Origin of the sequence: [Ruminococcus] torques ATCC 27756, from assembly GCF_000153925.1 — a bacterium.
In the GTDB taxonomy this organism is placed as follows: Bacteria; Bacillota; Clostridia; order Lachnospirales; family Lachnospiraceae; genus Mediterraneibacter; species Mediterraneibacter torques.
This window is the reverse complement of sequence record NZ_DS264358.1, coordinates 68229-94826: the sequence shown is the minus strand read 5'-3', so window position 1 is coordinate 94826 and position 26598 is coordinate 68229. Positions and strand designations below refer to the sequence as shown.

The following is a 26598-nucleotide window of genomic DNA, read 5'->3' as shown; positions in this document are numbered from 1 at the left end:
ATCCATTTTGTGCTTTGTTTATAAAAATCCGCCGTCAATGCCTATAATCTGTGCGGTGAGATAGGCGGGACTTTCGGCAAGGGCAAGGACTGTCCTTGCAACTTCTTCACAAGTTCCGAATCTGCCGGCGGGAATTTCTTCGCAAAGCATATTTTTTTCTTCTTCATTTAAGCGGGAGTTCATATCTGTGTCAATGACGCCGCAGGCAACGGCGTTTACCGAAATGCCGCTTGGCGCAAGCTCTTTTGCCAAAGCTTTTGTCAGGCCGTGGAGTCCTGATTTGGAAGCAGAATAAGCGGCTTCACAGGAAGCGCCCGCCGTTCCCCACATGGAAGAAATATTGATGATTTTCCCGCATTTTTCAGATACCATATGAGGGATAGCTTCTCTGCAGCAGTAAAATGCAGAAGAAAGGTTTGTGTCGATCAGATTTTTCCATTCCGAGTCGGAAAGATCGCTTAATAAGCCGAAATGGGAAATTCCGGCATTGTTGACGAGGACATCAACGCCTTGGCAGACTTTTTTTATTTTGCAAAATATGCTGCGGACAACGTCGGGATCGCTTACATCGCCGGGGAGAGCTGTGCAGCCGCCGCCGGAAGCAAGAATTTCATGTTCGGTTTCAGCCAGTTGTTCGACTGAGTTTTTACAATTTATAAATACATGATAACCGTTTTTGGCAAAGGCGACGGCGCAGGCGCGCCCTATTCCTCTGGAAGATCCGGTGATAAGGACATATTTTTTCTTCATTGTTTTCGTACCTTTCAAAATAATTGATTGTCAGAGAACAGTATATCAGGAAAAATTAAGAGGCGCAAATGAGGAAAAGCTGAACGTCGTAATTGTCTTGTACTTAGATTACGGTTGTGCTAAAATTTATAAATAAATTTATCGAGAAAAGTGAATTGTGCGAAAATTAAGAAAGCGGAGGATGCGGTATGATAAATGAGGCGATCGAATTTGCGGCAAAGGCACACGAGGGACAGTTGAGAAAAGGTACGAAGAAACCTTATATTGTTCATCCGATAGAGGTGTCAGAGATTGTATCGGCAATGACAGATGATGAAGAAGTGATATGTGCGGCGGTGCTGCATGATACGATTGAAGACTGCAGGGGGATTACAAAAGACGTTTTGAAGCTCCGTTTCGGAGACAGAGTTGCAGAGCTTGTAGCGCAGGAAAGTGAGGATAAGACGCTTAGCTGGAAAGAACGCAAGAGCGCGACGATCGCCAGATTAAAAGACGCACAAAGAGAAGTACAGTTGATCGGTCTTGCAGATAAGCTTTCAAATATGCGGGATATCGACAGAGATTATCCGGTTGTAGGAGAGAAGTTATGGGAGCGTTTTCGGATGAAAAGCAAAGCGGCGTTGGAGTGGTATTATAAAGGGGTTCGGGACGCTTTAAAAGAAAACTTTTCCGAAGAGGAAGAGTATAAAGAGTATTGCGGTTTGATCGAGAAAAATTTCGGATCGTCTGAGATAGACATGTCATGGGACAAGCAGGATGTCTGACGCGACAGAGATCTGTTTGCTCAGATATAAATGAATACAAATAACTATAAATAACCGGGCAGAATGCAGATAAATATTTGTGTTCTGTCCGGTTATTATATTTAATTCGGTCAAAATAAGTCAAAAAAGATTATATTTGTGCAAATTCAACGAAAATAAAATGAAAACTATGTGAATTATTATGATTGAATTTGACTGAATATGATTATATAATGACATCAAGAAAACAAAAAGACGCAAAAAGAAAAGGAGGAATGGAGATGATCTATACAGTTACATTTAATCCGTCCTTGGATTATATCGTTTCTGTAAATGATTTTCAGCTTGGACTTACGAACCGGACGGATTCGGAATTGATCCTTCCCGGAGGAAAGGGAATCAATGTATCGACAATTTTAATGAATCTCGGAATTGACAGTACAGCGTTTGGATTTGCGGCAGGATTTACGGGAGAAGAGATTATCAGAGAAGTAGAAGCGATGGGAATCCGTTCTGATTTTATTAAGATCGACAGTGGGATTTCACGGATCAATCTGAAACTGAAAAATATTGACGGTACGGAAATTAACGGTTCAGGGCCGGAAATAAGCGAAGAGAAGATCGAAGAACTATTGAGGAAACTGGATATTTTGGGAGAGGGAGATATTCTTGTTCTTGCGGGAAGCATTCCGGCGTCGATGCCGGCGGACATGTACAGTACGATCATGGAACGGCTTCAGCATAAAAATGTAACGTTTATTGTAGACGCTACAAAAGATTTGCTTATTAATGTATTAAAATACAAGCCGTTTTTGATCAAGCCGAATAATCATGAACTGGGAGAATTGTTCGATGTCAAACTGACGACAAGAGAAGAGGTGATTCCTTACGGGAAAAAACTTCAAAAGCAGGGCGCGAGAAACGTTCTGATCTCTATGGCAGGTGAAGGCGCGGTACTCGTAGCGGAAGACGGCAGTGTGTATGAAGCTCCGGCGCCAAAAGGAACTTTGGTAAATGCAGTAGGTGCAGGCGACTCCATGGTTGCCGGATTTACGGCAGGATGGATCGAGAAGAAAGATTATAGACACGCATTTTATATGGGGGTATCCGCAGGAAGTGCAAGTGCATTTTCTGAATATCTTGCAACAAAAGAAGAAATCATGGATCTGTACGAAAAGGTTTCAAAATGAATAAAAACGAACTATGTACAGTAAAGATGTAAGCAGAAAAGAAAAGTAAACAGAAACAAACAGAAGTAAACAGTAATAAATAGAAACAAACAGAGTTAGAAAGAAACAAACAGAGCCAAACATAAGCAAACAGAATCAAACATAAATAAACAGAAGCAAATAAGCAAAAAAATAAACGGAAGAAAACGAAGATGAACAGGAGGTTTTGAGAATGAGGATCACAGATCTGCTTGATAAAAGGAGTATTTCGTTAAACGAGACTCCGAAAACGAAAAGTGAAGCGCTTGACAGGATTATTGATCTTATGGTTGCAAGCGGAAAGATCAACGACCGTGAAGCATACAGAGAACAAGTATACGCAAGAGAAGAAGAAAGCACCACAGGAATCGGAGAAGGAATTGCCATTCCTCATGGAAAATGTGATGCGGTAACGAAACCGGGTCTTGCGGCAATGGTAGTAAAAGACGGAGTAGAATTCGACGCATTGGACGGACAGCCGGTTACGCTGATGTTTTTGATCGCAGCGCCGAATACGAAAGATAACGTACATTTGGACGTGTTGAGCAAGCTGTCGGTACTGATGATGGATGAAGTATTTGCCGATGCGCTGAGAAATGCAAAAAGCGCCGATGAATTTCTTGATATTATCGATAAGGCAGATGCGGAGCAGGGCGATATTGACGAGCGTCTTGCAGATATGAACGAAGCTTCTGCAAACGGATTTAAAATTCTTGCCGTAACGTCCTGTCCGACAGGAATTGCCCATACTTATATGGCGGCGGAAGGTATTGAGAAAGCGGCGAAGGAAAAAGATTGTTTCGTGAAGATCGAGACGAGAGGCTCGGGCGGAGCGAAAAACGTTCTTACAGAGAAAGAGATCAAAGAAGCGGACTGTATTATTGTAGCGGCAGACGCGCAAGTTCCGATGGATCGTTTTGACGGAAAGAAAGTGATCATCTGTCAGGTATCAGACGGAATCAGTAAAGCGCCTCAGCTTATCGATCAGGCAATGTCCGGCAACGTTCCTGTATATCACAGCGGAAACGAAACGTCCTCTTCGACAGCGGTGTCTTCGTCAGGAAAATCAGGAGGAATCGGACATAAAATTTATACACAGCTTATGAACGGCGTTTCTCATATGCTTCCGTTTGTAGTAGGAGGAGGAATCCTGATCGCGATCGCATTTTTGATCGACGGTTTAAGTATCGACCTTAATTCTCTTCCGGCGGATGAAAGAGCGGCTTTTGGTACGATCACGCCGGCTGCGGCTTTGTTTAAACAGATCGGAGGAGTTGCGTTTGGATTTATGCTTCCGGTGCTTGCGGGCTACATCGCGATGGCGATCGGAGATCGTCCGGCGCTTGCAGTCGGATTTGTAGGCGGAATGATCGCAGCAGGCGGAAAATCAGGATTCTTAGGAGCGCTTGTAGCAGGATTTGCGGCAGGATACATTATCGTAGGTCTGAAAAAAGTGTGCGGCAAGCTGCCCGAAGCAGTCGAGAAAATCGCGCCTGTATTATTGTATCCGGTATTTGGTATTTTGATCATGGGATTACTGATGACGTTTGCGGTCGAACCGGTTATGGGAGGCATCAACACCGCTTTGAATGCGGGACTTTCCAGCATGAGCGGAACGAGCAAGATCCTTCTCGGAATGATCGTCGGAGGAATGATGTCGATCGATATGGGAGGTCCGTTTAATAAGGCGGCATATGTGTTCGGCACTGCGTCTATCGCGGCGGGAAATTATGACATTATGGCGGCGGTTATGGTCGGAGGAATGACGGCGCCGTGCGCGATCGCGCTTGCGACAATGCTCTTTAAAAACAAATTTACAAAAGAACAAAGAGACGCAGGTCCGACAAACTTTATTATGGGTCTTGCTTTCATTACAGAAGGAGCGATCCCGTTCGCTGCATCTGATCCCCTTCATGTGCTCCCGGCCTGTATCGCAGGATCGGCGGTTGCAGGAGCGCTTTCCATGGCGTTTAACTGTACGCTGATGGCGCCGCACGGCGGAATCTTCGTATTCCCGGTTGTAGGAAATCCGCTTCAATATCTGATCGCGCTTGTTGCGGGAACAGTTGTGTCGGCATTGCTGCTCGGAGTATTGAAAAAGAAAGCTTAAAAAGTATAAAAATATAAAGAATAAAAAACTGTTTGTCCTCAGCGGGAAACAGAAAAATAAGAAAAAGCAAAAAAAAGTGAAGCATATAAAGTGAAAAAATGATAGAATAGTGTCAAATAGTAAATACGAGGGTCATCAAAAAATATAGATTGAAAGATGACCCTCGTATTGGAAAAAGAGAAAGAACATATAGTATAGTTTATTATATGCACAGAGGGCATTATGTTAACAGAGCAAAGGTTTGAACGGATATTAGAACGGCTGAAAGTAAAGAAAAGTATTACAGTAGCTGAAATTACAGAAGATCTCGGAATTTCGGAATCCACGGCAAGGAGGGATATTACTGCGCTTGATAAGGCGGGGAAGCTGACGAAAGTGTTTGGCGGAGCGGTTGCTGCCGAGCATACTTATGAGATGAAAGAACCGACAGTGGCACAAAAAGTGAACGTCAGGAAAGAGGAAAAGATCAAAATCGCACAATATGCGGCAGATATGATCGGAGACAATGATTTTGTTTATCTTGATGCGGGAACGTCAGTCGGCTATATGGTAGAATTTTTGGCAGAGAAACGGGCGGCGTTTGTAACGAACGCAGTCGCACACGCGCAGCGTCTGGCGGCTCAGGGAAATCGTGTTTTACTTATAGGGGGTGAATTGAAAAGTTCGACTGAGGCTGTTGTCGGAGCGCAGGCAATAGAACTTTTAAGAAAATATCATTTCACAAAAGGATTTTTCGGAACAAACGGTATTACGAAAGAGGAAGGGTTTACGACTCCGGACGTAGGAGAAGCGCAGGTGAAACAAACGGCGGTACAACAGTGTCAAAAGTCGTATATTCTTGCCGACAGTACAAAGTTCGGCAATATAAGCGCCGTGACGTTTGCTCCCTTTTCCGGCAGTGTGATACTGACGGAAGAAACAGTAGACGGATATAAAGAAAATGAACGGCTGATCGTGTGCAGATAAGACGATTCTAAGAGCCGGTCATACAGAAAAAATCAACAGACGTCAAATCAGAGATGAGATGTCTGTTGATTTTTTAATTTTTTACGGAAGCAGGTATCCGTACATTACAATGAAGTGGCAGATGCTTCCGCCCATAACGAAGAGGTGGAAGATCTCGTGGCTTCCGAAGTTTTTATGTTTGTTATTGAAAATCGGTACTTTCAATGCATAAATAATACCGCCGACTGTGTAGATAATACCTCCTGCAAGCAGCCATCCGAAAGCGGCCAAAGGCATATTGCGGAAAATCTGTGCAAATGCAAGGACACACGTCCATCCCATTCCGATATAAAGAACGGAAGAAACCCATTTCGGACAAAATACCCAAAAAGCTTTGATCAGTATACCTGTCAATGCGAGAGTCCATACAACAGCAAGTAAAATGATCCGCATACGGCCTTCTAAGACAAGTAAGCAGACAGGCGTGTAACTTCCTGCTATCAGGACGGAGATCATCATATGGTCGATCTTTTTTAAGACAGTGTTTCCCTTTTCGGAAATGTCAAATGTGTGGTAAGTTGTGCTTGCCGCATATAATAAGATCAGACTTGCGGCATAAACGGACATGGAGATCAGGTAAACCGGATCAGGCTGCGCCGCGGCTTTTATAAGCAGAGGGAAAGCGGCGATAAGCGCCATGATCATTCCGATAAAATGAGTGATGGCGCTGCCGGGCTCCTTTATATAAAATTTCCCCCGAAGTTCATTCAAAGAGGCGGATTTCCCGGAATTATAACCGGTTTTTTATAACCGGCGGCAGAATAGCTGTTCCCTGCGTAATTTTGTATATGAAGCGTAGGATGTTTTTTTATAAAGGTTGATTTTTTAGCAATGGCATGAGTATTTCCCATAATAATATGCACCTCCGAATTAGTTAAATGCAACATGTAGTTTTTGAAACTACATTAAGTATATGCATATATTACACCATCAATTCATGGAAATCAACCACAAATTTAAAAAGTTGCTTTAGGAAGATAAAACTATTTTTAACAACTTAGTATGAAAAGATCAAAGTTAAAATGACATCCGTAATAAATAAAGAATTTAAGATTACGCAGAAAACGGTTTGTGTCTTTTTTGATAATTTTGAAAAATAATTTGTCCAGTTCGGGGCGAGGTAGTAAATAAACGCACATCCGAGTAACGCAAATGCGGCAGATCCTCCGAGATAAATTCTGCCGTTAATGTTCAGAAAGAATTCGCTGAAATCCCAAAGTTTGTATCCTGAAAAAAGTTCAACCGTAAAACTGAAAATATATTGCAGGAATGAAAACACAATGAAATTCAGGAAAAATACAAAAATCGGTTTTTTGAGCAGGCGTTTTGATGCTTTCAGAATAATGATTCCGTAAATGCCGTAAAGGGGCAGCCACGGGCCGAACAGCAGATGGATGTCGGCCACAGTTCCGTCGCGCATAAGGTGTATGAGCATTTCCATGATCCATCCGAAACAGGATGCGGCATGAAAGAGGAAGATGCAGGACAAAATATCGTAATTCCGAAATACACGGGCGGAAGGTTTTACTGTCTTTGGCTGAACGGAGAAGAGAAAGACAGGGTATTGTTCCGGTTCAAAATAGGAAGTCTTCGTATACGGTCCCTGGGAATCGTCATAAAGAGCTTTGCTGATAAGAAGTTCGTCTTCGGAAGGAACATGTTCCAAATAAGAATCGCTTAGCATTTCATAGCGCGGCGACCGCGAGAGGACATAGTCTCTGCGAAGCGACGCATAAAGTTCAGCCTTACATCCCGTAATATATGGATTGACAAATATGAAGTCAAGAATACCGAGTGTTAAGATTGATAAGATCTTCCATCCTAAGAAAGAGCAGTCCAGCAGAAACACACGCCATTTGTTTTTATTCATGAGCTGTTTGGATAAAAAGAAGGCGTCTTTTCGGCTTATTTTTGGATTTTCGGCGAGTATGTACGGGATCATGGCATATTCATAATGTTTTATGATCCCTCCTGCGATCGTGAAATTCCAAAGAAACTGAAATACAGATCTGCAGAACATGACCCACACAGGGGCGGCTATACACCGAAGTTTATATAAGAAGAAAATCTTTGAGATAGAAGTTCTTTTGTATTTGCGTACTTCAAGAAAAAACCGCATTTCTCCGATGATAAGCACATAGTTCACAAACAGTTGATAGAGAAATGTTATACACAGTCCTATTATAAGAAATACAAAAGATGTGCCTAACGGTTCTGTAAAAAATGCATTGACTGTTCTAAGGACATTAAAAAATATGGATATGCCGGCGGAACATAGATCGATCACAAAAGAAAATACATGAAATACAGTATTTTGTAAAAGTTTTGGAAAAGCGTTCCCGCCTAAGATCAGACCGAGTGTTTCGGCAAACGCTTCGGAATTCGTAATGCTAAGAGAAAATGCGGCGTCTGTATAGGCAGGACCGGAAAGTTTCTGCAGATTTAAAAATGTTGTGGAAACAGGGTATGCTGTCGTAAGCAAAGAGATAATGAAACAGACGGAAACCATCCTTGTATACGCCGGTTTCATGCATGATTTAGAAGATTTTTTTAATGTTTTTTGTTTCCACATAATGATAGTCCCCCTCTAAAGTTATAACAATATCGGCAGTCTGCCTGATTGGTTTGAAAAAAGTGTTTTAAGGATGGAGTGCTTCATGTTCGCGACGAATCTCGTTGAAGCAGTCAAGAGCATTCCATTTGCTGTTAGTTGCAGTCAGGACGGCTTTATACGGGAACGGGCCGGCTCCGCTTTTGCGAAGGGCTGCCAGAACCTGATCGAGACGGCTGCTGCTTAAAGAAGAGAAGAGAAACATTGTATCCGGAAGTTCCTCTCCGGCGTAATTTCCTTCGACAGGAGAGATATCTTTCATGCCGGCAAGATATCCGAGCGGCTGATTGTACTGTTCCGGTTTGATAAGCTGTATGCGGATATGCAGAGGCAGCAGGGCAGAACGGATTTTCAGCAGTTGTTCTTTTGCCGGTGGATTAAATAGTAAGATCATTTCTTTCATGTGTGAAATCCTTTCATTTTATATAAATATATTTTTATTTGTTTTACTGATGTTATTGTATCGCATAAACTGGAAAAAAGAAAGAGAAATGGATTGCGGCTTTGTGCATGGTGGAACTGTTCGTTCATATAATAAATTAAGAAGAGCGTAAAATGGCGGTGAGGCGGTATGCGGATCTGTGAACTGAAGGAAAAAGAAGTGATCAATGTATGCAGCGGAAGGCGTCTCGGCTGTATCGCAGATGTGGAGATCAACATATGTACAGGAGAAATCGAGGCGATCGTAATACCCGGACCGGGGAAAATATGCGGATTTTTCGGGACAGATTGTGAATATGTGATTCCCTTTTCCTGCATAAAAAAGATCGGTCCGGATATCGTGCTTGTGGAGATTAAAGAAGAAAAATTTTTGCAAAAATTTTAAAGCGTGTGGTATAATAATTGCGCATATAGAAAATGGAAAGAGAAAGGCGGAAATGCTCATGAGATGTCCATATTGTGGAAATCCGGATACGAGAGTGATTGATTCTCGTCCTGCAGAAGATAAAAACTCGATCAGAAGAAGACGTTCGTGTGATGAATGCGGCAGAAGATTTACGACATACGAAAAAGTAGAGACGATTCCGCTCATTGTTATAAAAAAAGATAATAACAGAGAGCAGTATGAACGGTCTAAGATTGAACAAGGTGTATTGAGCGCATGTTATAAACGCCCTGTTCCCGCAGAAGCAATCCAGAAAACGATCGATGCGGTCGAACTTGAGATTTTTAATCGTGAGGAGAAAGAAATCCCGAGCAGTGAGATCGGGGAAATCGTTATGGAAAAACTAAAAGAGCTTGATCCGGTAGCATATGTACGTTTTGCCTCTGTGTACAGAGAGTTTAAAGATGCGGGCACATTTATGGACGAGCTTAAGAAGTTTTTGCAGTAGATAAAATTATGAGAACATATAAATTGACGATTGCCTATGACGGGACAAACTATCAAGGCTGGCAGAGGCAGTCAGATACAGATCGGACGATACAGGGGATTTTGGAAGAGACGCTGGAAAACTGCATAGGATATCAGGTGCAGATCGACGGCTCCGGGAGAACCGATGCCGGAGTTCATGCAAGCGGCCAGACTGCGAGTGTTGTTTTGCCGGGAAAAGTGGATACGGCTTTGTTTACGGAAAAAATGAACGGGTGTCTTCCGCCTGATATACGCATCCTTGATGTGGAGCTTGTGAAGAACGGATTTCATGCCCGGAAAAGTGCGGTAGGGAAAGTTTATGAATATCGGATCGATACGGGGATCAAACAAGATGTATTTACACGGAAGTACAGCGGTCATTTTCCGGGAGAACCGGATCTTGCAAGGATGAGGGAGGCGGCCGGATATTTGACAGGCACACATTTTTTTGCGGAGTATACGGATAAAAAAGATAACAGATCTGTCAGACGTACGATTTACTCGATCATGATCAGAGATGAAAGAAAAGACTTTTTGCCGTGCGGAAAATCCGATCAGATCGGGAATGGAAACTGTATTGTCATTCGATATGACGGAACGGGATTTTTGTATCATATGGTGAGAATATTGACAGGAACTTTACTTGAAGTCGGGATGCGGGAACGTACCGCCGAAAGTGTGAAAGAGGCGCTTTTGACAGGAGACAGATCAAAAGCGGGGTTTCTGGCTCCGGCAGGCGGACTTTTTTTGAGAGAAGTACGGTATGAATGAGAAGAGAGGGACAGGTAGTGAAAGCATCTGTCCTTTTATGCTTTACCCGGAAACAGGTTCTATCAGAGTGATATTAATATTATGTGAGAGAGGTGGATGATAATGAAATTTGTTTCGTGGAATGTAAATGGAATAAGAGCGTGTGTGCAAAAAGGTTTTTTGGATTTTTTCACTGAGGCAGATGCGGATATTTTCTGCATACAGGAATCAAAGATGCAAGAAGGGCAGTTGGAACTCGATTTGCCGGGATATCATCAGTATTGGAATTATGCGGTGAAAAAAGGATATTCGGGAACGGCGGTGTTTACGAAAAAGGAACCGTTGTCTGTAACTTACGGTATCGGAATCGAAGAACATGATCAGGAAGGCAGAGTGATCACATGCGAATTTGAAGATTTCTACTTTGTTACGGTATATACGCCCAATTCGCAAAATGAATTGGCGAGACTTGATTACCGCATGAGATGGGAAGATGATTTTCGTATGTACCTGAAAAAACTGGAAGAAAAAAAGCCGGTCATCGTAACCGGAGATATGAATGTGGCGCACAAGGAAATTGATCTGAAGAATCCAAAGACAAATCGAAAAAATGCCGGATTTACAGATGAGGAGAGAGGAAAGTTTACCGAACTTCTTGACGCGGGATTTATTGATACGTTTCGGTATTTTTATCCCGATCGGGAAGGAATTTATTCCTGGTGGTCGTATCGCTTCAGCGCAAGAGCAAAAAATGCCGGATGGCGGATCGATTATTTCTGTGTTTCGGAAAGTTTGAAAGAGCGTCTGAAAGATGCGAAGATTTTGACAGATGTGATGGGATCGGATCATTGTCCTATTGAGCTGGATATGGATTGAATATAATATGGGAGGTTGTTTGAAATGACAAAGATTGATATTATTTCGGGCTTTTTAGGAGCTGGAAAAACAACGCTTATTAAAAAACTGCTTTCGGAGGCGTTTGCGGGAGAACAGGTTGTTCTTATCGAAAATGAGTTTGGAGAGATCGGGATTGACGGCGGATTTTTAAAAGAATCAGGAATCGAGATCAGGGAAATGAATTCGGGTTGTATCTGTTGTTCTCTTGTCGGAGATTTCGGCAAATCTTTGAGAGAAGTTGTGGATACTTATCATCCGGATCGTATTTTGATAGAACCGTCGGGGGTCGGAAAATTATCAGACGTCATAAAGGCGGTTCAAGACGTACAAAGTGAGATCGACGCTAAGTTAAATAGTTTTACGACTGTTGTGGATGTGACGAAATGCAGAATTTACAGAAAAAATTTCGGTGAATTTTTCAGTAATCAGATAGAATATGCGGGCGCGGTTATTTTGAGCAGGACAGATAAGGCAAAACCGGAAAAGATCGAAGAAAGTATTGCTATTTTAAGAGAATTGAATCCGAAGGCGCCGTTTATTACTACACCTTTGGAACAACTTGCGGGAAGTAAAATTTTGGAAACGATGGAATCCGTCAGATCAATGGAGGAGGAACTCCTTGCGGAGGTTGTCTGCCCGGAGTGCGGTCATCACCACGGAGCGCATCATCATGACCATGGAGAGGATGAGCATCATCACGAACATCACCATCATGACCACGGAGAGTGCGAGCATCATCACGAACATCACCATCATGATCACGGAGAGTGCGAGCATCATCACGAGCATCACCATCATGACCACGGAGAGGACGGGCATCACCACGACCACCATCATCATGACTGTGGATGTGGTCATGATCATGCCGGTCACCACCATGCAGACGAAGTGTTTACGAGCTGGGGGCGTGAGACGATCCATGTGTATTCGGAAGAACAGGTCGGGGAGATTTTAAAGAGTCTTGAAAATGAAGAAGAGTATGGCGATATCCTTCGAGCAAAAGGAATGGTCAAAGGAGAAGACGGAACATGGATCTACTTTGACATGGTTCCGGGAGAATATGAAGTGCGTACCGGAGCGCCGGAATACACGGGACGTATTTGTGTGATCGGAGCAAAGATAAATGAAGAAAAACTGGAAAAACTGTTCGGCCTTTAATCGGCGAACATACAAAGGAAACGAATGAAAGAGCGAGAACCGGAAAATATGGAATGAAAAAATAAGGAGGGAAAAATAAAACATGAATGAACCGGATGTAATGGTTTATTTGATGACGGGATTTTTAGACAGTGGAAAGACCGGATTTTTAAAATTTACATTGAAGCAGGATTATTTTCAGATCGATGGAAAAACATTGCTCATTCTTTGCGAAGATGGAGAAGATGAGTATGATGCGATGGAAATGTTAAGATACGGCGTTGTAATAGAGCGGCTGGAAGACAGAGAAGAACTGACAGAGGAGTATTTGGCGGAATTAGATCGAAAGCACGAGCCTGATCGAGTTGTCATTGAATATAACGGAATGTGGAAGGTCAGTGATTTTGAAAATATGAAGCTTCCTAAGGGCTGGGGGATCGAGCAGAAGATCACAACAGTGGACGCAAGCACATTTCAGACATATCTGACTAATTTAAAACCGCTCTTTGTAGAAATGGTAAGAGGCGCCGAGATGGTTCTTTTTAACCGCTGTGAAGATATTAAGCCTCTGGCGGGATACAGGAGAAGCGTCAAAGTAGTCAGCCCTCAGGCGGAAGTTATATTTGAAGATGAACAAGGAGAAGTGGAAAATATTTTTGAAGATGACGTGCCGTATGATCTGGATGCGCCTGTAATCGAGATTCCGAGAGAAGATTATGGTATCTGGTATGTGGATATGATGGAAAATCCCGCCCGATATCGTGGAAAAGTTATTGAAATCACAGCGAAGGTGTTGAAACCTTCCGGATTTCCGTCAAAAGTGTTTCTTCCGGGGCGGATGGCGATGACATGTTGTGCGGATGATACGACATTTCTGGGATATGTATGCAGAAGTGCGTACGCTCCGAAATTAAAAGCAGGACAATGGGTAAAAGTACGGGCGAAAGTACGGTTTGCGAATGTATCGGTTTATCGCGGAGAAGGGCCTGTTCTCGAAGCGGAACATATCGAGGCGGCAGAACCGATAGAAGAACTTGTCTATTTTAATTAGAGATGAAATGAGTATTGAAAAGACGAAAAGAAGACCGGCAGAAGAGTCGGACTGGATTTGAAGAAAAAAAGAGGAACGCGAGAGAAAAGGAGAAAACCTATGAAATTTACAAAAATGCAGGGCATAGGAAATGATTATGTTTATGTGAACTGTTTGCAGGAAACGATAGAAAATCCATCGGAACTGGCAAAGAAGATCAGTGATTGGCATTACGGAGTCGGTTCGGACGGGCTTATTATGATCAATCCATCTGATAAAGCCGATTTTGAAATGGAGATGTATAATGCGGACGGTTCTCGTGGAGAAATGTGCGGAAACGGGATTCGCTGCGTGGCGAAATATGTATATGATTACGGCTTAACAGATAAAACAAGTATTTCTGTAGAGACATTGGCAGGTATCAAATATCTTGATCTGACTGTAGAAGACGGGAAAGTTGTCCTTGTCAAAGTTGATATGGGAAAACCGATGCTGCGTCCGGAAGAAGTGCCTGTTGTTTCGGAAAAGGAAGAAGTGATAGATGAACCGATTACCGTGGATGGACAGGAATATAGGATGACATGTGTTTCTATGGGAAATCCTCATGCAGTCGTATTTATAGATCAAGATGTAAAAGAATTTCCGCTTGAAACAGTCGGAGTAAAATTTGAAAATCATGAAAGGTTTCCAAAGAGGGTGAATACGGAGTTTGTAAATGTTCTTGACCGTCATACGGCGCAGATGCGCGTGTGGGAGCGGGGATCGGGAGAGACGCTGGCGTGCGGAACCGGAGCATGCGCAGTCGCCGTTGCCTGTGCGTTGAACGGATTGACGGAAGATGAGGTGACAGTAAAACTGCTTGGCGGAGATTTGCAGATCAAGTGGGACAGAGAAAAGAATACGGTATATATGACAGGCCCTGCGGAAGTTGTATTTGACGGGGAGTGGAAGTAGCTTCTTTGTTGACAGATTTTAAGGCTGCCGCTTTGACTGATATGATGCCCCCCATATAGGACAATGATGTATAAAAGTCCGATATGGGGGTATTTTTATGTCCGGAAAAACTGAGATAATTTTTACTTTCCCTTTTTTTTGATTATTTTTTTGATAAGCAGTATGAGCAAAAAATAAATTACGCATACTACAATTCCCGAAGCGCAGCTCCATGAAGTGAGTACATACCAAAGGCCTTTTACTCTCTCGATTTGATAAGCGGCTATTTCTCCTCGTTCAAGAACAGTAAACCCTAATATAGCGATCGGAATGCATGCACCTAAAATGAATGCTATAACCGCTCCCAAGACTGTCAGTATTTTTTGATAAAATCTTACCTTTTTTAATGGATTGATCTTTAGGTCAACGTTGGTGTTTTGAATGTCTAGCTGTGTTTTCATTGCGGCCATCTTTTTTTGGCACTCTCTGCACTCGGTTAAATGTTTATCAATATCTTTTTTCGTTTGTTCCGATAATATATCATCTTGATATAGTGGTAACAGGTCGGAAACGATGTAGCATGGAAGTCTTTTATTCATCTTTTAAAATCTCCTTTACAATTTTTTGTTTTCCTCTAAAAAAAGTTACTCTTGTCCAATTTTCTGTTTTGCCGATTATTTCTCCGATTTCGGCAAAAGACAAGTTGCTGACCAATCTTAGATACATGACCTCTCGTATCGGTTCATTCATGTTGTGTATCAACTGTAAGATTTCTTTTTGTTCCCATTGAACGTTTACTTCTTTTTCATCCGCTATTTCCTGAATATGATCATTTGTAGATAAGATTTCTTGACGTTTTCTTAAATCTTTCAACCAAACATTTTTCGCGATTCCGCATAACCAGGTTAATATGGAACTATTCCCCTTAAACCGATCGATGCATTGGACAGCTTGAAAGAAAGTTTCTTGAGTAAGTTCTTCTGCAATATCTTCATTATTCGTCTTGCTCAATAAAAACAAAAAGACTTTTCTTGAATACATCTCGTATATTTCTTCGATCACTTGTGCTTTCAACCTCCTTCTGCCAGTTAGTGCCGAATTCTTTCATTTTGTTACAATTATCTTAGTAAAAAAGTAAATAAAAAAGATTATCCAAACATGCAGCTTCCAATTTAAGAATCTGACATGCATCGGATAACCTTAACGAAATTCAATCAGCTTTTACATTATGAAAAATAAAAAATCCTCCATAAAATGGAGGATGAATCGGAGTGACAGGATTCGAACCTGCGGCCTCTACGTCCCGAACGTAGCGCTCTACCAAGCTGAGCCACACTCCGATAAAATAAGGAATTTGTTTATTACAAATTCCAAGCTACGGAAAAGGGACTTGAACCCCTACTAACAGAGTCAGAGTCTGCTGTGCTGCCAATTACACCATTCCGCATTGTACCGTTTTGTGTTGTTTTTTGTTGTTTCCCGTAAGCAACATGGTTATTATATCAGACTCTAAAAAAAAAATCAAGTGTTTTTTTAAAAAAAAATGAAAAAATGAAAAAATTGTAACAATTCAGCACGCGCCATTCGCAAAACCGCACCACGTGCTTATTGTGGCTGACGCCACTGTTTTACTCATAAATGGGCGCTTAGCGCATACAGATGTCCGTTAGCAAAAACATGCAGACATGTTTTGTGCTTCCCGTACACTGTATGGCTGAACTGTTACAAAAAATTGAAAATTAAGAAAACGGTACATGGAAAAGCTTCCGATGCACCGTTTTTTAAGTTAGTTAAATCCGATCAGGCGTCTTGCAACGCTGTATGCAAGAGAAGATACTTTACGTCCGGATCTTCCCGGGAGATTCATCGTCTGTCCGAGTATACCGTAGCGGATCTTCATATAAGTTTTGTAATCTTTTCGTTTTAAGTAGCTCCACAGTTCTTTCTTTTTAGTTAAGTTCTCCGGTTTTTTAGAGCGGATACATAAAATGGATGAAACAGTCATCATGATCGCAAGATAATTAACCATATATTTTCGCAGTTTTTTACTTGAGATCATCCGCAGTTCATACATGGAGATCATTGTCTTGGTTACAAATAATTGCTGATCTATCCTTCCGATCATGATTTTTTCGTTGACGGACTGATCTTCCCGCCCGATAAAATAGCGGTAGAAATCGACATTCAGGTAATAAAGGGTGCGTACATGCGGAAGCGGATAATACACGTAAATATTATCAACATAAAAAGTGTGCTTCGGTAATTTTAACTGGCACAGTTTCAGCATCTCTGTCCGATAAAGAACGGAGTGCATCAAAATATATTGGTCGAGCCGGAAATGTCCGATCTCATCCCAGTGAAAAATCGTATTTTCGGGAAGCACATTGTCATAGCGGATCACTTTTTTATGTTCCATGCCGACTTTTTCGTAAACATAGTTTGAGATTACCATATCGACAAGTGTGTCTTCTTTCACAAATGTTTTTACTGTTTCAAGAATTTTAAACAGAGAGCTTTCGTCAACCCAGTCGTCGCTGTCTACTACTTTAAAATATTTTCCTGTGGCATGAGAAAGTCCGCAGTTGACTGCATCGCCGTGTCCTCCGTTTTCTTTTTGGATCGCCTTGACGATCGTCGGATATTGAGCTTCGTACCGTTCGGCGATTTCCTGCGTTCCGTCTTTTGAACCATCGTTGACGATAAGAATTTCGACATCTTCTCCTCCGATAAGGATTGAGTTGATCGCTTTTTCCATATAGGCTTCTGAGTTATAACAAGGAATTGCAAATGAAATGTATTTCATATCATACCTCCTGATTTTATCTGTCATGTTGTCTAAGGTGTAGTATACATTAGTTATTCTATATTGTAAAATTCAATTTTTTCATATATAGTAAAAGTGTTTTTATAATAGCGAAAAGCTAAAGGCCGGGATTATCCGAAATCTTGGCAGATGCTTACAATCCCGGAATGTGATTTTTGAACTTTCGGTGATTAAAATAAGGAGGAAGAGATGAAAAAAAATGTGATCGTAGGACAGTCGGGCGGACCGACGGCAGTTATCAACGCAAGCTTATACGGAGTTGTCAATGAAGCGTTGAACAGAAAAGATTCTTTTGGTGCAGTGTTCGGCATGATTAACGGAATCGAAGGGTTTGCCGAAGGCCGGGTCATGGATATGGAAGAATTGAAGCGCTCGGGAGAACTGGAATTAGTAAAGACAACGCCCGGTTCATATCTTGGCTCTTGCAGATATAAATTACCGAAAGATCTAAACGACGAAGTATATCCGAAATTATTTGAAAGATTTAAGGAATATGACATCGGTTATTTCTTTTATATCGGAGGAAATGATTCGATGGATACAGTGAGCAAACTGTCGCGTTATGCGGAGATGGTCGGAAGCGATATTTGCTTTCTGGGTATACCGAAAACGATCGATAACGACCTTGTCAATACAGATCATACGCCGGGGTTTGGAAGCGCGGCAAAATATGTGGCTTCAACCGTGCGGGAGATTGCAGTTGACGCATCGGTATATGATAATAAAAAATCAGTGACAATCGTCGAGATCATGGGGCGTCATGCGGGATGGCTTACAGCGGCAAGCGCATTGGCACGAAAATTTGAAGGAGATAATCCGGTTCTGATCTATTTGCCGGAAGTGGCGTTTGATACAGAACGGTTTATACAGGATGTGAGCGCGTCTCTTGAAAAAGTGTCAAATGTGATCGTTTGTATCTCGGAAGGAATTAACGATGGCAAAGGAACGTTTATTTGTGAACTTGCAAGCGAGGTAGGAGTGGATACTTTCGGGCATAAAATGCTGACCGGATCAGGAAAATATTTGGAAAACCTGATAAAAGACCGTCTCGGCGTAAAGGTTCGTTCTGTTGAATTGAACGTAAGTCAGAGATGTTCTTCGGCAATGCTTTCTGCGACGGATTTGCAGGAGGCGGTTGATTCGGGAGCGTATGGCGTAAAATGTGCTTTGCATGGCGAAAGCGGAAAGATGATCGCCTTTGTGAGAGCGGACGGTGAAGAATATAAACTTAGTTACGAGGCAAAAGATGTGAATGAAATCTGCAATCGTGAAAAAGGTGTGCCTGCCGGGTGGATCACTAAAGACGGATCAGACGTAAGTGATGAATTTATCCGTTATGCGAAACCGCTTATTCAAGGAGAAGTACAAGTTCCGCAGCAGGACGGACTTCCGCTGTTTGCATACAGGAAGTAAACGGACAGAGGAACTAAAGAAAAGGAACTAAAGAAAAGAAAATCAAGAAAAGAAAATAAATAGACGACGTAATAAAGAAAAAAGAAGATCATGGTCTTTGCCGGAGATAAAAAGGTTGGTAAAGATCATGATTTTTTATGTTGAAAGTTTCCTGAAGTACATATAATGCAAAAAATGAATGTGCTGCAGTCATAGGAGAATGAATGAGTCAAAAACTGGAAAATCTTTTAAATCTGGCTCTGGATGCCGATCAGGGAGAAAGAGAACGCTCCGAAGAGCTGGATGTTGGATATGATAAAGAAGAAAATGTGTGGGAACTGATCGTAAAATATTCGGGAACACTTGAAGCGGTCAGGCAAACGGCGCGATCGGTTACGGAACTGTTGAACGGCTATGCGGTTATTGTCATCGAGGAAGAACGGATCGGACAACTGGCTCAGCTCCCGGAAGTGGAATTTATAGAAAAACCGAAAAAGCTGTATTTTCAAACTGATGTAGGCAGGCAGGTGTCGTGCATAGATATTGTACAGGATATGCCGTTATCTTTGAGAGGAAAAGGGACTCTTATCGGAATTGTTGACAGTGGGATCGATTATGAAAATGCAGAGTTCAGAAATGAGGATGGAACAACGCGGATTGTGTCTCTTTGGGATCAGTCTGTTAATGGGAGGCCTCCGGCAGGATATTCGGCAGGAACAGAGTATACACGGGAGCAGATCGATGCGGCGTTAGCAACAGAGGACAAAGAGGTAAGGCGGCAGATGGTGAAAACATCCGATGTCAGTGGTCATGGAACAGCGGTGGCGGGAATCGCGGCAGGGAATGGCCGGGGAAGTGAGGGAAGAAGGTTTCGGGGAGCTGCGCCTGAGGCGGAACTGATCATCGTAAAGATGGGAGCCCCCAGAGAAGGCGGTTTTCCGAGAACAACAGAACTGATGCGGGGAGTAGATTATATTGTCCGTAAGGCTGTAGAACTTCGTCGTCCGGTGGCGATAAACATCAGTTTTGGCAACACATATGGATCTCATGACGGAACTTCTCTTGTAGAACGTTTTTTGAACGATATTGCGGACATGTGGAAAAATGTAATCTGCATCGGAAGCGGAAATGAGGGGGCGTCGGCAGGTCATGTGTCGGGAAAAGTGCGGCGGCAGATATCTGAGACGGTAGAACTTGCCGTTCAGCAAAGAGAACCGGCGCTGAGTATTCAAATATGGAAATCGTATGTTGACGAGATGGGAGTTTCGGTGATCAGTCCGTCGGGAAGGCAGGCAGGACCGTTTTATGAATTTTTGGGAGCTCAGCGGTATATACTCGGAGATACAGAACTTTTGATTTATTATGGAGAACCGAAGCCGTACAGCGTGAAACAGGAGATTTATCTGTCGCTTCTTCCCGGAAAACAGTATATAGAAAGCGGCGTGTGGAAAATTGTTTTAACTCCCGGCCGTATTGTGGACGGGGAGTATCAAATGTGGCTTCCGACACAGTCGTCATTAAATATGGGGACAGCGTTTTTACAGCCGAACAGTATGTCGACATTGACGATTCCATCTACGGCGTCGCTTGCTGTTACCGTGGCGGCATATGATGCCCGGACATTTTCGTATGCGGATTTTTCGGGAAGAGGTCCGGCGGGGATGTACGAAGGTGAGAACGTGCTGAAACCGGATATTGCCGCACCTGGAGTGCGCGTTACAGCGCCTGTCCCGGGAGGCGGATATCAGTCTTTTAGCGGAACTTCTTTTGCTGCTCCTTTTGTGACCGGGAGCGCTGCGCTTTTGATGGAGTGGGGAATTGTCAGAGGAAACGATCCATATCTTTATGGAGAAAAAGTAAAAGCTTATTTAAGAAAAGGCGCAAAGCAGCTTGCGGGATACGAGCGATGGCCGAATGCGCTGCTTGGGTATGGAGCGCTGTGCGTGCGGGATAGCCTGCCGGGATTGGGCTCAAGTTAAGTTTCGTTAGTCAGGCGCTGTCCTCGATAACTGATGATATATAAAATATTGCAAATATGACGATGAAGTGCGGAACATTAATAGAAAAGAGTAAAAAGTTCTGATACAATGGGAATGAAATATTGCATTGAATCTGATCTGTATGAAATAAAAGGAAGTATTAATTGTAAAACTCCAAGTGTGTTAATAACAAAAGTGAAGAATAAGGAAGACTGATAGACGATGAATGTTATGCCGATAACGGAATTGATTGATAAAGTTACGGAAATTTGTAAAGCAAATGGTGTAAAAAGGTTGGATCTATTTGGGTCTTTTGCAACAGGGACTACAACCGATACAAGTGACGTTGATTTTGTTGTATACAGATGCAAGTTGACGGATTATAAATAAGGAGAAGATAAAAGCTGCATGAAAAAGCGAACCGAAGAAATTTTGAATCTTTTAGATGAACAATATGGACGGGAATATATTTGTTATCTGAATTATGAGACGCCGTGGCAGCTGCTGATCGCAACGATGTTGAGCGCTCAGTGTACGGATGCCAGAGTGAATATTGTGACGAAAGATTTGTTTCAAAAATATACATCTGTGGACGCATTTGCCGACGCGGACTTAAAGGAGTTGGAGCAGGATATCAAGCCGACAGGATTTTATCGCAATAAAGCGAAGAACATCATTGCCTGTATGAAAGATATCAGGGAGAAGTTTGGCGGTGAAGTGCCGAGGAGTCTGGAAGATCTGACCTCTTTAGCAGGCGTCGGACGGAAGACGGCGAATGTGATCAGAGGGAACATCTATCATGATGCCAGCGTAGTTGTGGATACGCATGTGAAAAGGATTTCTAACAGACTGGGATTTACAAAACAATCTGATCCCGAAAAGATAGAACAGGATCTGATGAAGGAACTGCCAAAGGATCATTGGATATTGTATAATATTCAGATCATTACGTTTGGAAGAAGTATCTGTACAGCAAGAAATCCTAAATGCGGGGAATGCTTCTTAAAGAAATATTGCACAGGGAGAAAATGACATGAGATCACTTTTTATTTATTTAAAAAATTATAAGAAAGAGACTATATTGGCTCCGCTGTTTAAAATGCTGGAGGCATCTTTTGAACTTCTTGTTCCTCTTGTTATGGCTGCGGTGATCGATAAAGGAATTGCTCAAAAAGACAGCCCGTATATTATAAGAATGTGTCTTGTTTTGATTGTATTGGGAATCGTCGGGCTGATATGTTCTCTTACAGCTCAATATTTTTCGGCAAAAGCGGCGGCTGGGTTCGGAACAGGACTGCGGCATGCGCTGTTTGAACATATTCAACATTTCGGTTTTTCGGAAATGGATGAAATCGGCAGTTCTACGCTTGTGACCCGAATGACAAGTGATGTAAATCAGGCGCAGGCAGGAGTGAACCTTGTCCTTCGTCTTTTTTTACGTTCGCCTTTTATTGTATTCGGCGCAATGGCAATGTCTTTTATGGTAGATGTCAAAGCGGCAATGGTTTTTGTTGTTGTAATTCCTCTTTTGTCGGTAGTTGTATTTGGGATCATGCTGATTACAATGCCTCTTTATAAGAAAGTGCAGTCATATTTAGATGAAATTCTTCTAAAAACGAGAGAAAATCTTATCGGTGTAAGAGTGCTTCGTGCTTTTAATAAAGAGGAAAAAGAAAAGGCTGAATTTGAAGAAAACAATCAAATGTTGACAAAGGAACAAAAATTTGTTGGAAGTATCTCCGGGCTTATGAATCCACTGACGTATATTATCGTGAACGTGGGTATTATAGTTCTTATTTATGTCGGCGCGGTTCGTGTAAATATGGGGAGTCTGACTCAGGGGGAAGTAGTGGCTCTTGTCAACTATATGTCGCAGATTCTTGTGGAGCTTGTGAAACTGGCGAATCTGATCATTACGGTGACGAAAGCGGCTGCATGCGGAAAACGGATCGAAGCTGTGTTGGCAATGAAACCGGAAATGCAGTCGGGAAGTTTGTTGTATACAGAAGAAAAAAGGATTCCTGCGGTGGAATTTTCCAATGTGTCATTGACATATAAAAATGCGGGAGCGCCTTCGTTGAGCAACATCTCGTTTCGGGCAATGCCGGGAGAGACGATAGGGATTATCGGCGGAACAGGGGCTGGAAAATCATCGATCGTAAACATGATCCCTCGGTTTTATGACGCGTCGGAAGGAGAAGTGAAGGTTTTCGGACATGATGTAAGAGAATATGAGATTGAAAGTTTGCGCAGTCATATCGGCGTGGTTCCTCAAAAAGCGGTGCTTTTTAAAGGGACGGTTGCGGAGAATCTTCGGTGGGGAGATGAAAATGCATCGGAACAAACACTGGAAGAAGCGCTTGAAATTTCACAGGCGAAAGAGTTCGTTGATTCAAAGCCGGGAAAGCTTGAATTTATGATAGAACAAAACGGGAGAAATTTGTCCGGCGGGCAGAGACAGCGTATGACGATCGCAAGAGCGCTTGTAAGAAAACCAGATATTCTTATATTGGACGACAGTGCGTCGGCGCTTGATTTCGCGACCGACGCGGCTTTGCGTGACGCGATTAAAAACATGAAAGAAAATCCGACAGTATTTCTTGTCTCTCAGCGGGCGGCATCGGTCAGATATGCAGATCGGATCGTTGTGCTGGAAGAAGGGAAAGCTGTGGCGGTCGGAACACATGAGGAGCTGATGCAAAACTGTTCGGCTTATCAGGAGATTTATTATTCACAATTTCCGGAGGAGGCGGTTTTACATGCTTAAAAAACAAACAGTCAATGAAGATAAAATACAGAAGTCAAAAGTGCAGGCAGAGCAGAGTAAGCCACAGAGCAAAGATCGGAAAATGAGCCGGGGAGAAATATTAAAAAAAGTATTCGGGCATCTTGGGAAGTATCGTATTTTTGTTGTTTTTTCTGTTTTGCTGGCAGCAGTCAGCGTCGCCCTTACGCTCTACATTCCGAAACTGATCGGTTATGCGGTAGATGAGATCATAGGAAAAGGAGCGGTAAACTTTGCCGGGATATTCCGAATTCTGTTTCAGATCGGAATATGTACGGGTATTACGGCGCTTGCGCAGTGGCTGATGAATGTGTGCAATAATAAAATGACTTATCAGGTCGTGCAGGATGTGAGAAACGAAGCTTTTCGGAAGATTCAGATCCTTCCGCTGAAATACATCGACAATCATCCATCCGGAGAAATAGTAAGCCGTGTTATTGCGGATGTAGATCAGTTTGCGGACGGACTTTTGATGGGATTTACCCAGTTGTTTACAGGAGCTGCAACGATTATCGGCACGCTGGGATTTATGTTGTCGGTTGATGTAAATATTACGTTTGTCGTCGTTTTGATCACTCCGATTTCATTTTTTGTGGCGAACTTTATTGCCCGCAAAACATTTGCGATGTTTCGTCTTCAGTCTGAAATCAGAGGAGAACAGACAGGTCTGATCGACGAAATGATCGGCAATCAGAAAGTAGTACAGGCGTTTGGGCAGGAAGAAAAAGTGACGGAGCGGTTTGATAAGATTAATGAAAAATTAGGAAGCGCATATTTGAGAGCGACATTTTTCTCTTCCGTTACAAATCCGGCGACCCGTTTTATAAACAGTCTCGTATATACGGGAGTCGGGATCGCAGGTGCGTTTGCGGTAGTAAACGGAACGCTGACAGTAGGGCAGCTTACAAGTTTTTTGAGTTATGCAAATCAGTATACAAAGCCGTTTAATGAAATATCCGGAGTTGTGACAGAGTTCCAAAACGCGGTTGTATGTGCCGGTCGTATTTTTGAGTTAATAGAAGAAATTCCTCAGCCGGAAGATGCAAAAGATGCGGCGGTTCTGACTCATGTCCGGGGACATGTACTGGCAGAGCATGTTGATTTTTCGTATATGCCACAACAGAATCTGATCACGGATTTTAATTTGAAAGTTATGCCGGGACAAAAGATCGCTGTTGTAGGACCGACGGGATGCGGAAAAACAACGCTGATCAATCTGCTTATGCGGTTTTATGATGTAGACGGCGGCTGTATTTCAGTAGACGGAAAGGATGTGCGTGAGGTTACGAGGGAAAGTCTGCGCTGTGCATATGGCATGGTGCTTCAGGAAACGTGGCTGAAAACGGGAACGATCCGGGAAAATATTCTTTTAGGAAGGTCCGACGCGTCAGAAGAGGAAATGATAGAAGCTGCAAAAGCATCTTATATTCACAATGTAATCCTGCGTCTGCCAAACGGATATGACACGTGGGTGACAGAAGACGGAGACGGGCTGTCGCAAGGACAGAAACAGCTTTTATGCATCGCGCGTGTTATGCTGTGCAGACCGCCTATGCTGATCCTCGATGAAGCGACGTCATCGATCGACACAAGAACAGAAGTAAAGATACAGGCGGCTTTTACAAAATTGATGGAAGGGCGGACGACGTTTATTGTGGCGCATCGTCTGTCAACGATCCGCGAGGCGGACGTGATTCTCGTTATGAAAGACGGAAAAGTTATTGAGCAGGGCAATCACGAGAGCTTGATGGCTGCAGACGGATTTTACAGACATTTGTATGAATCGCAGTTTCTTAGGGGAAAAGATGAGGATAAATGATAAAAAGTGAAGAAAATAAAAAAGTCTGAAAACGGATAAAGATACAAATATAGAGACCGTATTAAGGAGGATGGCTATGACAAAATTAAGTACATTATGCTATATAGAAAAAGACGATAAATATTTAATGCTTCACCGTACGGTGAAAGAAAATGATGTGAATAAAGATAAATGGATCGGTGTCGGCGGACATTTTGAATATGGAGAAAGTCCTGAAGAGTGCTTGCTAAGAGAAGTGAAAGAAGAAACGGGATATACGCTGACTTCGTGGGCTTACCGGGGAATCGTGACATTTGTTTACGGTGAAGATGTTGTAGAATACATGTCGCTTTATACGGCTGACGGGTTTGAAGGAGAACCGATCGACTGTGATGAGGGCGAGTTGGAATGGGTTGAAAAATCAAAGATCGAGACGCTGAAGTTATGGGAGGGAGATAAGATTTTCTTTGATCTGTTGGAGAGAGACTGCGGCTTCTTTTCTCTGAAACTTGTTTATAATATAGAAGATATTTTAAAAAGCGCTGTTCTTGACGGGAAGCCGCTTCCTCTTACCGAGGATGGAAAGTGGATTGGAAAATGAACCGGAAAACAGACTGAAAAATGAAGTGAAAGACAGATAGAAAAAAGAAGCAGGCGTAAGCGGACGCGGTATGAAAAGTCATGGATTTTGAAACAGGGCAATATCCGGCTGAATAAAGGTAAATATAAAGAAAAGGATGGAATATAATATAGTCAGTCCATATATGAGGAAGCGGAAACGTGCGATATTTTTCTGCTCATATAATTTGGATGCCATTGAAAAAGTGATTCCAGTACAAAGGTAAAAAATAGCAATATCGATCCAGACAACCGTAAAGCCGAGTATGCCTGAGTAAGTATAAAAGAAAACAGGGATAAGTGTCGTTCCTGTCAGAATGCCGGATAAAAGTGGTAAAGATACGTTTGGAACGGCGTTTTTATATATTAGTTTGAAAAGAAAGCAGTAGAGCAGAGCCGGAAAGAACAAAAGTTTCATATGTTCCCATGCAGATTCGCTGATTGGGCAGACAAGACCTATAAAAGTTGAATCGCCGGACCATTCATAGAAAAAGTGCGACAGTGTTCCGAGAACAGACGTGAACAGAAAACCGGAGATAAAGATGTATTTACCGGAAAGTTTATAGGAAGCAAGCATAACAAGTCTCCTTTCATAAGCAGAAAAGTATTTTATATAGTATATGCAGAAGTTAGAAAATCAGCCCTCGAAAAACTCGTCATTATGCATAAAAATA

The 26598-nt window shown here is 42.5% G+C and carries 26 protein-coding genes and 2 tRNA genes; 18 read left to right on the top strand and 10 right to left on the bottom strand.

Going from position 1 to position 26598, the window contains the following annotated elements; translation table 11 throughout:
* Positions 1 to 18: 18 nt before the first annotated feature.
* Positions 19 to 750, bottom strand: coding sequence for an elongation factor P 5-aminopentanone reductase (gene ymfI, locus RUMTOR_RS07875; protein ID WP_004846869.1), 732 nt, complete (start codon positions 748 to 750; stop codon positions 19 to 21).
* Positions 751 to 938: 188 nt separating this feature from the next.
* On the opposite strand from ymfI, the gene RUMTOR_RS07870 reads away from it, so the two are divergent.
* The 4 genes from RUMTOR_RS07870 to RUMTOR_RS07855 all read left to right on the top strand — a co-directional run bounded on the left by RUMTOR_RS07870 (position 939) and on the right by RUMTOR_RS07855 (position 5777).
* Complete coding sequence (locus RUMTOR_RS07870; RefSeq protein WP_004846865.1) at positions 939 to 1514, top strand: HD domain-containing protein; 576 nt, start codon at positions 939 to 941, stop codon at positions 1512 to 1514.
* Positions 1515 to 1774: 260 nt separating this feature from the next.
* Entirely contained in the window at positions 1775 to 2683 is a 909-nt protein-coding gene (gene pfkB / locus RUMTOR_RS07865) for a 1-phosphofructokinase (protein WP_009243623.1), read from the top strand.
* Positions 2684 to 2894: 211 nt separating this feature from the next.
* Complete coding sequence (locus tag RUMTOR_RS07860; protein ID WP_004846859.1) at positions 2895 to 4811, top strand: PTS fructose transporter subunit IIABC; 1917 nt, start codon at positions 2895 to 2897, stop codon at positions 4809 to 4811.
* 222 nt (positions 4812 to 5033) lie between these two features.
* Positions 5034 to 5777: a DeoR/GlpR family DNA-binding transcription regulator gene (locus tag RUMTOR_RS07855; RefSeq protein ID WP_004846857.1), complete on the top strand. Its 744-nt coding sequence runs from the start codon at positions 5034 to 5036 to the stop codon at positions 5775 to 5777.
* A gap of 81 nt (positions 5778 to 5858) precedes the next feature.
* On the opposite strand, the gene trhA is transcribed toward RUMTOR_RS07855, so the two are convergent.
* From trhA to RUMTOR_RS07840, 3 genes are all read right to left on the bottom strand, one after another.
* Positions 5859 to 6527, bottom strand: coding sequence for a PAQR family membrane homeostasis protein TrhA (gene trhA, locus RUMTOR_RS07850; protein ID WP_082241032.1), 669 nt, complete (start codon positions 6525 to 6527; stop codon positions 5859 to 5861).
* 286 nt (positions 6528 to 6813) lie between these two features.
* Positions 6814 to 8388, bottom strand: a complete 1575-nt coding sequence (locus tag RUMTOR_RS07845; RefSeq protein WP_004846850.1) for a DUF975 family protein — start codon at positions 8386 to 8388, stop codon at positions 6814 to 6816.
* A gap of 67 nt (positions 8389 to 8455) precedes the next feature.
* Positions 8456 to 8830, bottom strand: a complete 375-nt coding sequence (locus RUMTOR_RS07840) for a DUF3783 domain-containing protein (protein ID WP_004846848.1) — start codon at positions 8828 to 8830, stop codon at positions 8456 to 8458.
* Positions 8831 to 8998: 168 nt separating this feature from the next.
* Between RUMTOR_RS07840 and RUMTOR_RS07835 the strand changes: the two genes are divergently transcribed.
* The 7 genes from RUMTOR_RS07835 to dapF all read left to right on the top strand — a co-directional run bounded on the left by RUMTOR_RS07835 (position 8999) and on the right by dapF (position 14549).
* The gene (locus RUMTOR_RS07835; protein WP_004846843.1) at positions 8999 to 9253 is read left to right on the top strand and encodes a PRC-barrel domain-containing protein; all 255 of its coding nucleotides are present in this window, start codon (positions 8999 to 9001) and stop codon (positions 9251 to 9253) included.
* A gap of 58 nt (positions 9254 to 9311) precedes the next feature.
* Positions 9312 to 9761, top strand: coding sequence for a transcriptional regulator NrdR (gene nrdR, locus RUMTOR_RS07830; protein WP_009243620.1), 450 nt, complete (start codon positions 9312 to 9314; stop codon positions 9759 to 9761).
* 8 nt (positions 9762 to 9769) lie between these two features.
* Entirely contained in the window at positions 9770 to 10552 is a 783-nt protein-coding gene (truA, locus tag RUMTOR_RS07825) for a tRNA pseudouridine(38-40) synthase TruA (RefSeq protein WP_004846840.1), read from the top strand.
* 102 nt (positions 10553 to 10654) lie between these two features.
* A complete protein-coding gene (locus RUMTOR_RS07820) occupies positions 10655 to 11407 on the top strand; it encodes an exodeoxyribonuclease III (protein ID WP_009243618.1) in 753 nt (250 codons plus the stop codon).
* A gap of 24 nt (positions 11408 to 11431) precedes the next feature.
* The gene (locus RUMTOR_RS07815) at positions 11432 to 12586 is read left to right on the top strand and encodes a CobW family GTP-binding protein (RefSeq protein WP_004846837.1); all 1155 of its coding nucleotides are present in this window, start codon (positions 11432 to 11434) and stop codon (positions 12584 to 12586) included.
* Between the two features lie 82 nt (positions 12587 to 12668).
* Entirely contained in the window at positions 12669 to 13616 is a 948-nt protein-coding gene (locus tag RUMTOR_RS07810; RefSeq protein ID WP_004846835.1) for a TIGR03943 family putative permease subunit, read from the top strand.
* Positions 13617 to 13715: 99 nt separating this feature from the next.
* Complete coding sequence (gene dapF, locus RUMTOR_RS07805) at positions 13716 to 14549, top strand: diaminopimelate epimerase (RefSeq protein ID WP_004846831.1); 834 nt, start codon at positions 13716 to 13718, stop codon at positions 14547 to 14549.
* A gap of 122 nt (positions 14550 to 14671) precedes the next feature.
* On the opposite strand, the gene RUMTOR_RS07800 is transcribed toward dapF, so the two are convergent.
* The 5 genes from RUMTOR_RS07800 to RUMTOR_RS07780 form a co-directional block, all read right to left on the bottom strand.
* Entirely contained in the window at positions 14672 to 15127 is a 456-nt protein-coding gene (locus tag RUMTOR_RS07800; protein WP_004846828.1) for a zf-HC2 domain-containing protein, read from the bottom strand.
* Entirely contained in the window at positions 15120 to 15590 is a 471-nt protein-coding gene (locus RUMTOR_RS07795; protein WP_009320111.1) for an RNA polymerase sigma factor, read from the bottom strand. The genes RUMTOR_RS07800 and RUMTOR_RS07795 overlap by 8 nt, the downstream gene beginning before the upstream one ends.
* Positions 15591 to 15794: 204 nt before the next feature.
* Positions 15795 to 15868, bottom strand: a tRNA-Pro gene (locus RUMTOR_RS07790).
* Between the two features lie 35 nt (positions 15869 to 15903).
* Positions 15904 to 15975 (bottom strand) — tRNA-Gln (locus RUMTOR_RS07785).
* A gap of 339 nt (positions 15976 to 16314) precedes the next feature.
* Positions 16315 to 17331 carry a glycosyltransferase family 2 protein gene (locus RUMTOR_RS07780; protein ID WP_009243613.1) on the bottom strand — a complete coding sequence of 339 codons (1017 nt, stop codon included), beginning with the start codon at positions 17329 to 17331 and terminating at the stop codon, positions 16315 to 16317.
* 210 nt (positions 17332 to 17541) lie between these two features.
* On the opposite strand from RUMTOR_RS07780, the gene RUMTOR_RS07775 reads away from it, so the two are divergent.
* From RUMTOR_RS07775 to RUMTOR_RS07750, 7 genes are all read left to right on the top strand, one after another.
* Positions 17542 to 18765, top strand: coding sequence for a 6-phosphofructokinase (locus RUMTOR_RS07775; RefSeq protein ID WP_004846821.1), 1224 nt, complete (start codon positions 17542 to 17544; stop codon positions 18763 to 18765).
* Between the two features lie 203 nt (positions 18766 to 18968).
* A complete protein-coding gene (locus tag RUMTOR_RS07770) occupies positions 18969 to 20723 on the top strand; it encodes a S8 family peptidase (protein ID WP_004846818.1) in 1755 nt (584 codons plus the stop codon).
* A 222-nt stretch (positions 20724 to 20945) separates the two neighbouring features.
* On the top strand, positions 20946 to 21113 hold the full coding sequence (locus tag RUMTOR_RS13920; protein WP_004846814.1) for a nucleotidyltransferase family protein: 168 nt from the start codon (positions 20946 to 20948) through the stop codon (positions 21111 to 21113).
* Between the two features lie 18 nt (positions 21114 to 21131).
* On the top strand, positions 21132 to 21755 hold the full coding sequence (nth, locus tag RUMTOR_RS07765) for an endonuclease III (RefSeq protein ID WP_004846812.1): 624 nt from the start codon (positions 21132 to 21134) through the stop codon (positions 21753 to 21755).
* Between the two features lies 1 nt (position 21756).
* Entirely contained in the window at positions 21757 to 23490 is a 1734-nt protein-coding gene (locus RUMTOR_RS07760) for an ABC transporter ATP-binding protein (protein WP_004846811.1), read from the top strand.
* Positions 23483 to 25327, top strand: coding sequence for an ABC transporter ATP-binding protein (locus RUMTOR_RS07755; RefSeq protein WP_004846809.1), 1845 nt, complete (start codon positions 23483 to 23485; stop codon positions 25325 to 25327). The genes RUMTOR_RS07760 and RUMTOR_RS07755 overlap by 8 nt, the downstream gene beginning before the upstream one ends.
* 76 nt (positions 25328 to 25403) lie before the next feature.
* Positions 25404 to 25907: an NUDIX hydrolase gene (locus RUMTOR_RS07750; RefSeq protein ID WP_009243608.1), complete on the top strand. Its 504-nt coding sequence runs from the start codon at positions 25404 to 25406 to the stop codon at positions 25905 to 25907.
* A gap of 78 nt (positions 25908 to 25985) precedes the next feature.
* Here RUMTOR_RS07750 and RUMTOR_RS13915 read toward each other — a convergent pair whose 3' ends face one another.
* Complete coding sequence (locus tag RUMTOR_RS13915; protein ID WP_004846805.1) at positions 25986 to 26501, bottom strand: DUF6512 family protein; 516 nt, start codon at positions 26499 to 26501, stop codon at positions 25986 to 25988.
* Positions 26502 to 26598 lie beyond the last annotated feature (97 nt).

Coding starts and splice junctions, on each gene's coding strand:
- RUMTOR_RS07845 (WP_004846850.1), bottom strand. CDS start 8,388: ATGTGGAAACAAAAAACATTAAAAAAATCTTCTAAATCATGCATGAAA.
- RUMTOR_RS13915 (WP_004846805.1), bottom strand. CDS start 26,501: ATGCTTGCTTCCTATAAACTTTCCGGTAAATACATCTTTATCTCCGGT.
- nth (WP_004846812.1), top strand. CDS start 21,132: ATGAAAAAGCGAACCGAAGAAATTTTGAATCTTTTAGATGAACAATAT.
- RUMTOR_RS07870 (WP_004846865.1), top strand. CDS start 939: ATGATAAATGAGGCGATCGAATTTGCGGCAAAGGCACACGAGGGACAG.
- RUMTOR_RS07820 (WP_009243618.1), top strand. CDS start 10,655: ATGAAATTTGTTTCGTGGAATGTAAATGGAATAAGAGCGTGTGTGCAA.
- nrdR (WP_009243620.1), top strand. CDS start 9,312: ATGAGATGTCCATATTGTGGAAATCCGGATACGAGAGTGATTGATTCT.
- ymfI (WP_004846869.1), bottom strand. CDS start 750: ATGAAGAAAAAATATGTCCTTATCACCGGATCTTCCAGAGGAATAGGG.
- RUMTOR_RS07835 (WP_004846843.1), top strand. CDS start 8,999: ATGCGGATCTGTGAACTGAAGGAAAAAGAAGTGATCAATGTATGCAGC.
- pfkB (WP_009243623.1), top strand. CDS start 1,775: ATGATCTATACAGTTACATTTAATCCGTCCTTGGATTATATCGTTTCT.
- RUMTOR_RS07770 (WP_004846818.1), top strand. CDS start 18,969: ATGAGTCAAAAACTGGAAAATCTTTTAAATCTGGCTCTGGATGCCGAT.
- RUMTOR_RS07840 (WP_004846848.1), bottom strand. CDS start 8,830: ATGAAAGAAATGATCTTACTATTTAATCCACCGGCAAAAGAACAACTG.
- RUMTOR_RS07755 (WP_004846809.1), top strand. CDS start 23,483: ATGCTTAAAAAACAAACAGTCAATGAAGATAAAATACAGAAGTCAAAA.
- RUMTOR_RS07800 (WP_004846828.1), bottom strand. CDS start 15,127: ATGAATAAAAGACTTCCATGCTACATCGTTTCCGACCTGTTACCACTA.
- RUMTOR_RS07815 (WP_004846837.1), top strand. CDS start 11,432: ATGACAAAGATTGATATTATTTCGGGCTTTTTAGGAGCTGGAAAAACA.
- RUMTOR_RS07775 (WP_004846821.1), top strand. CDS start 17,542: ATGAAAAAAAATGTGATCGTAGGACAGTCGGGCGGACCGACGGCAGTT.
- RUMTOR_RS07810 (WP_004846835.1), top strand. CDS start 12,669: ATGAATGAACCGGATGTAATGGTTTATTTGATGACGGGATTTTTAGAC.
- truA (WP_004846840.1), top strand. CDS start 9,770: ATGAGAACATATAAATTGACGATTGCCTATGACGGGACAAACTATCAA.
- RUMTOR_RS07855 (WP_004846857.1), top strand. CDS start 5,034: ATGTTAACAGAGCAAAGGTTTGAACGGATATTAGAACGGCTGAAAGTA.
- RUMTOR_RS13920 (WP_004846814.1), top strand. CDS start 20,946: ATGAATGTTATGCCGATAACGGAATTGATTGATAAAGTTACGGAAATT.
- RUMTOR_RS07860 (WP_004846859.1), top strand. CDS start 2,895: ATGAGGATCACAGATCTGCTTGATAAAAGGAGTATTTCGTTAAACGAG.
- RUMTOR_RS07780 (WP_009243613.1), bottom strand. CDS start 17,331: ATGAAATACATTTCATTTGCAATTCCTTGTTATAACTCAGAAGCCTAT.
- RUMTOR_RS07750 (WP_009243608.1), top strand. CDS start 25,404: ATGACAAAATTAAGTACATTATGCTATATAGAAAAAGACGATAAATAT.
- dapF (WP_004846831.1), top strand. CDS start 13,716: ATGAAATTTACAAAAATGCAGGGCATAGGAAATGATTATGTTTATGTG.
- RUMTOR_RS07760 (WP_004846811.1), top strand. CDS start 21,757: ATGAGATCACTTTTTATTTATTTAAAAAATTATAAGAAAGAGACTATA.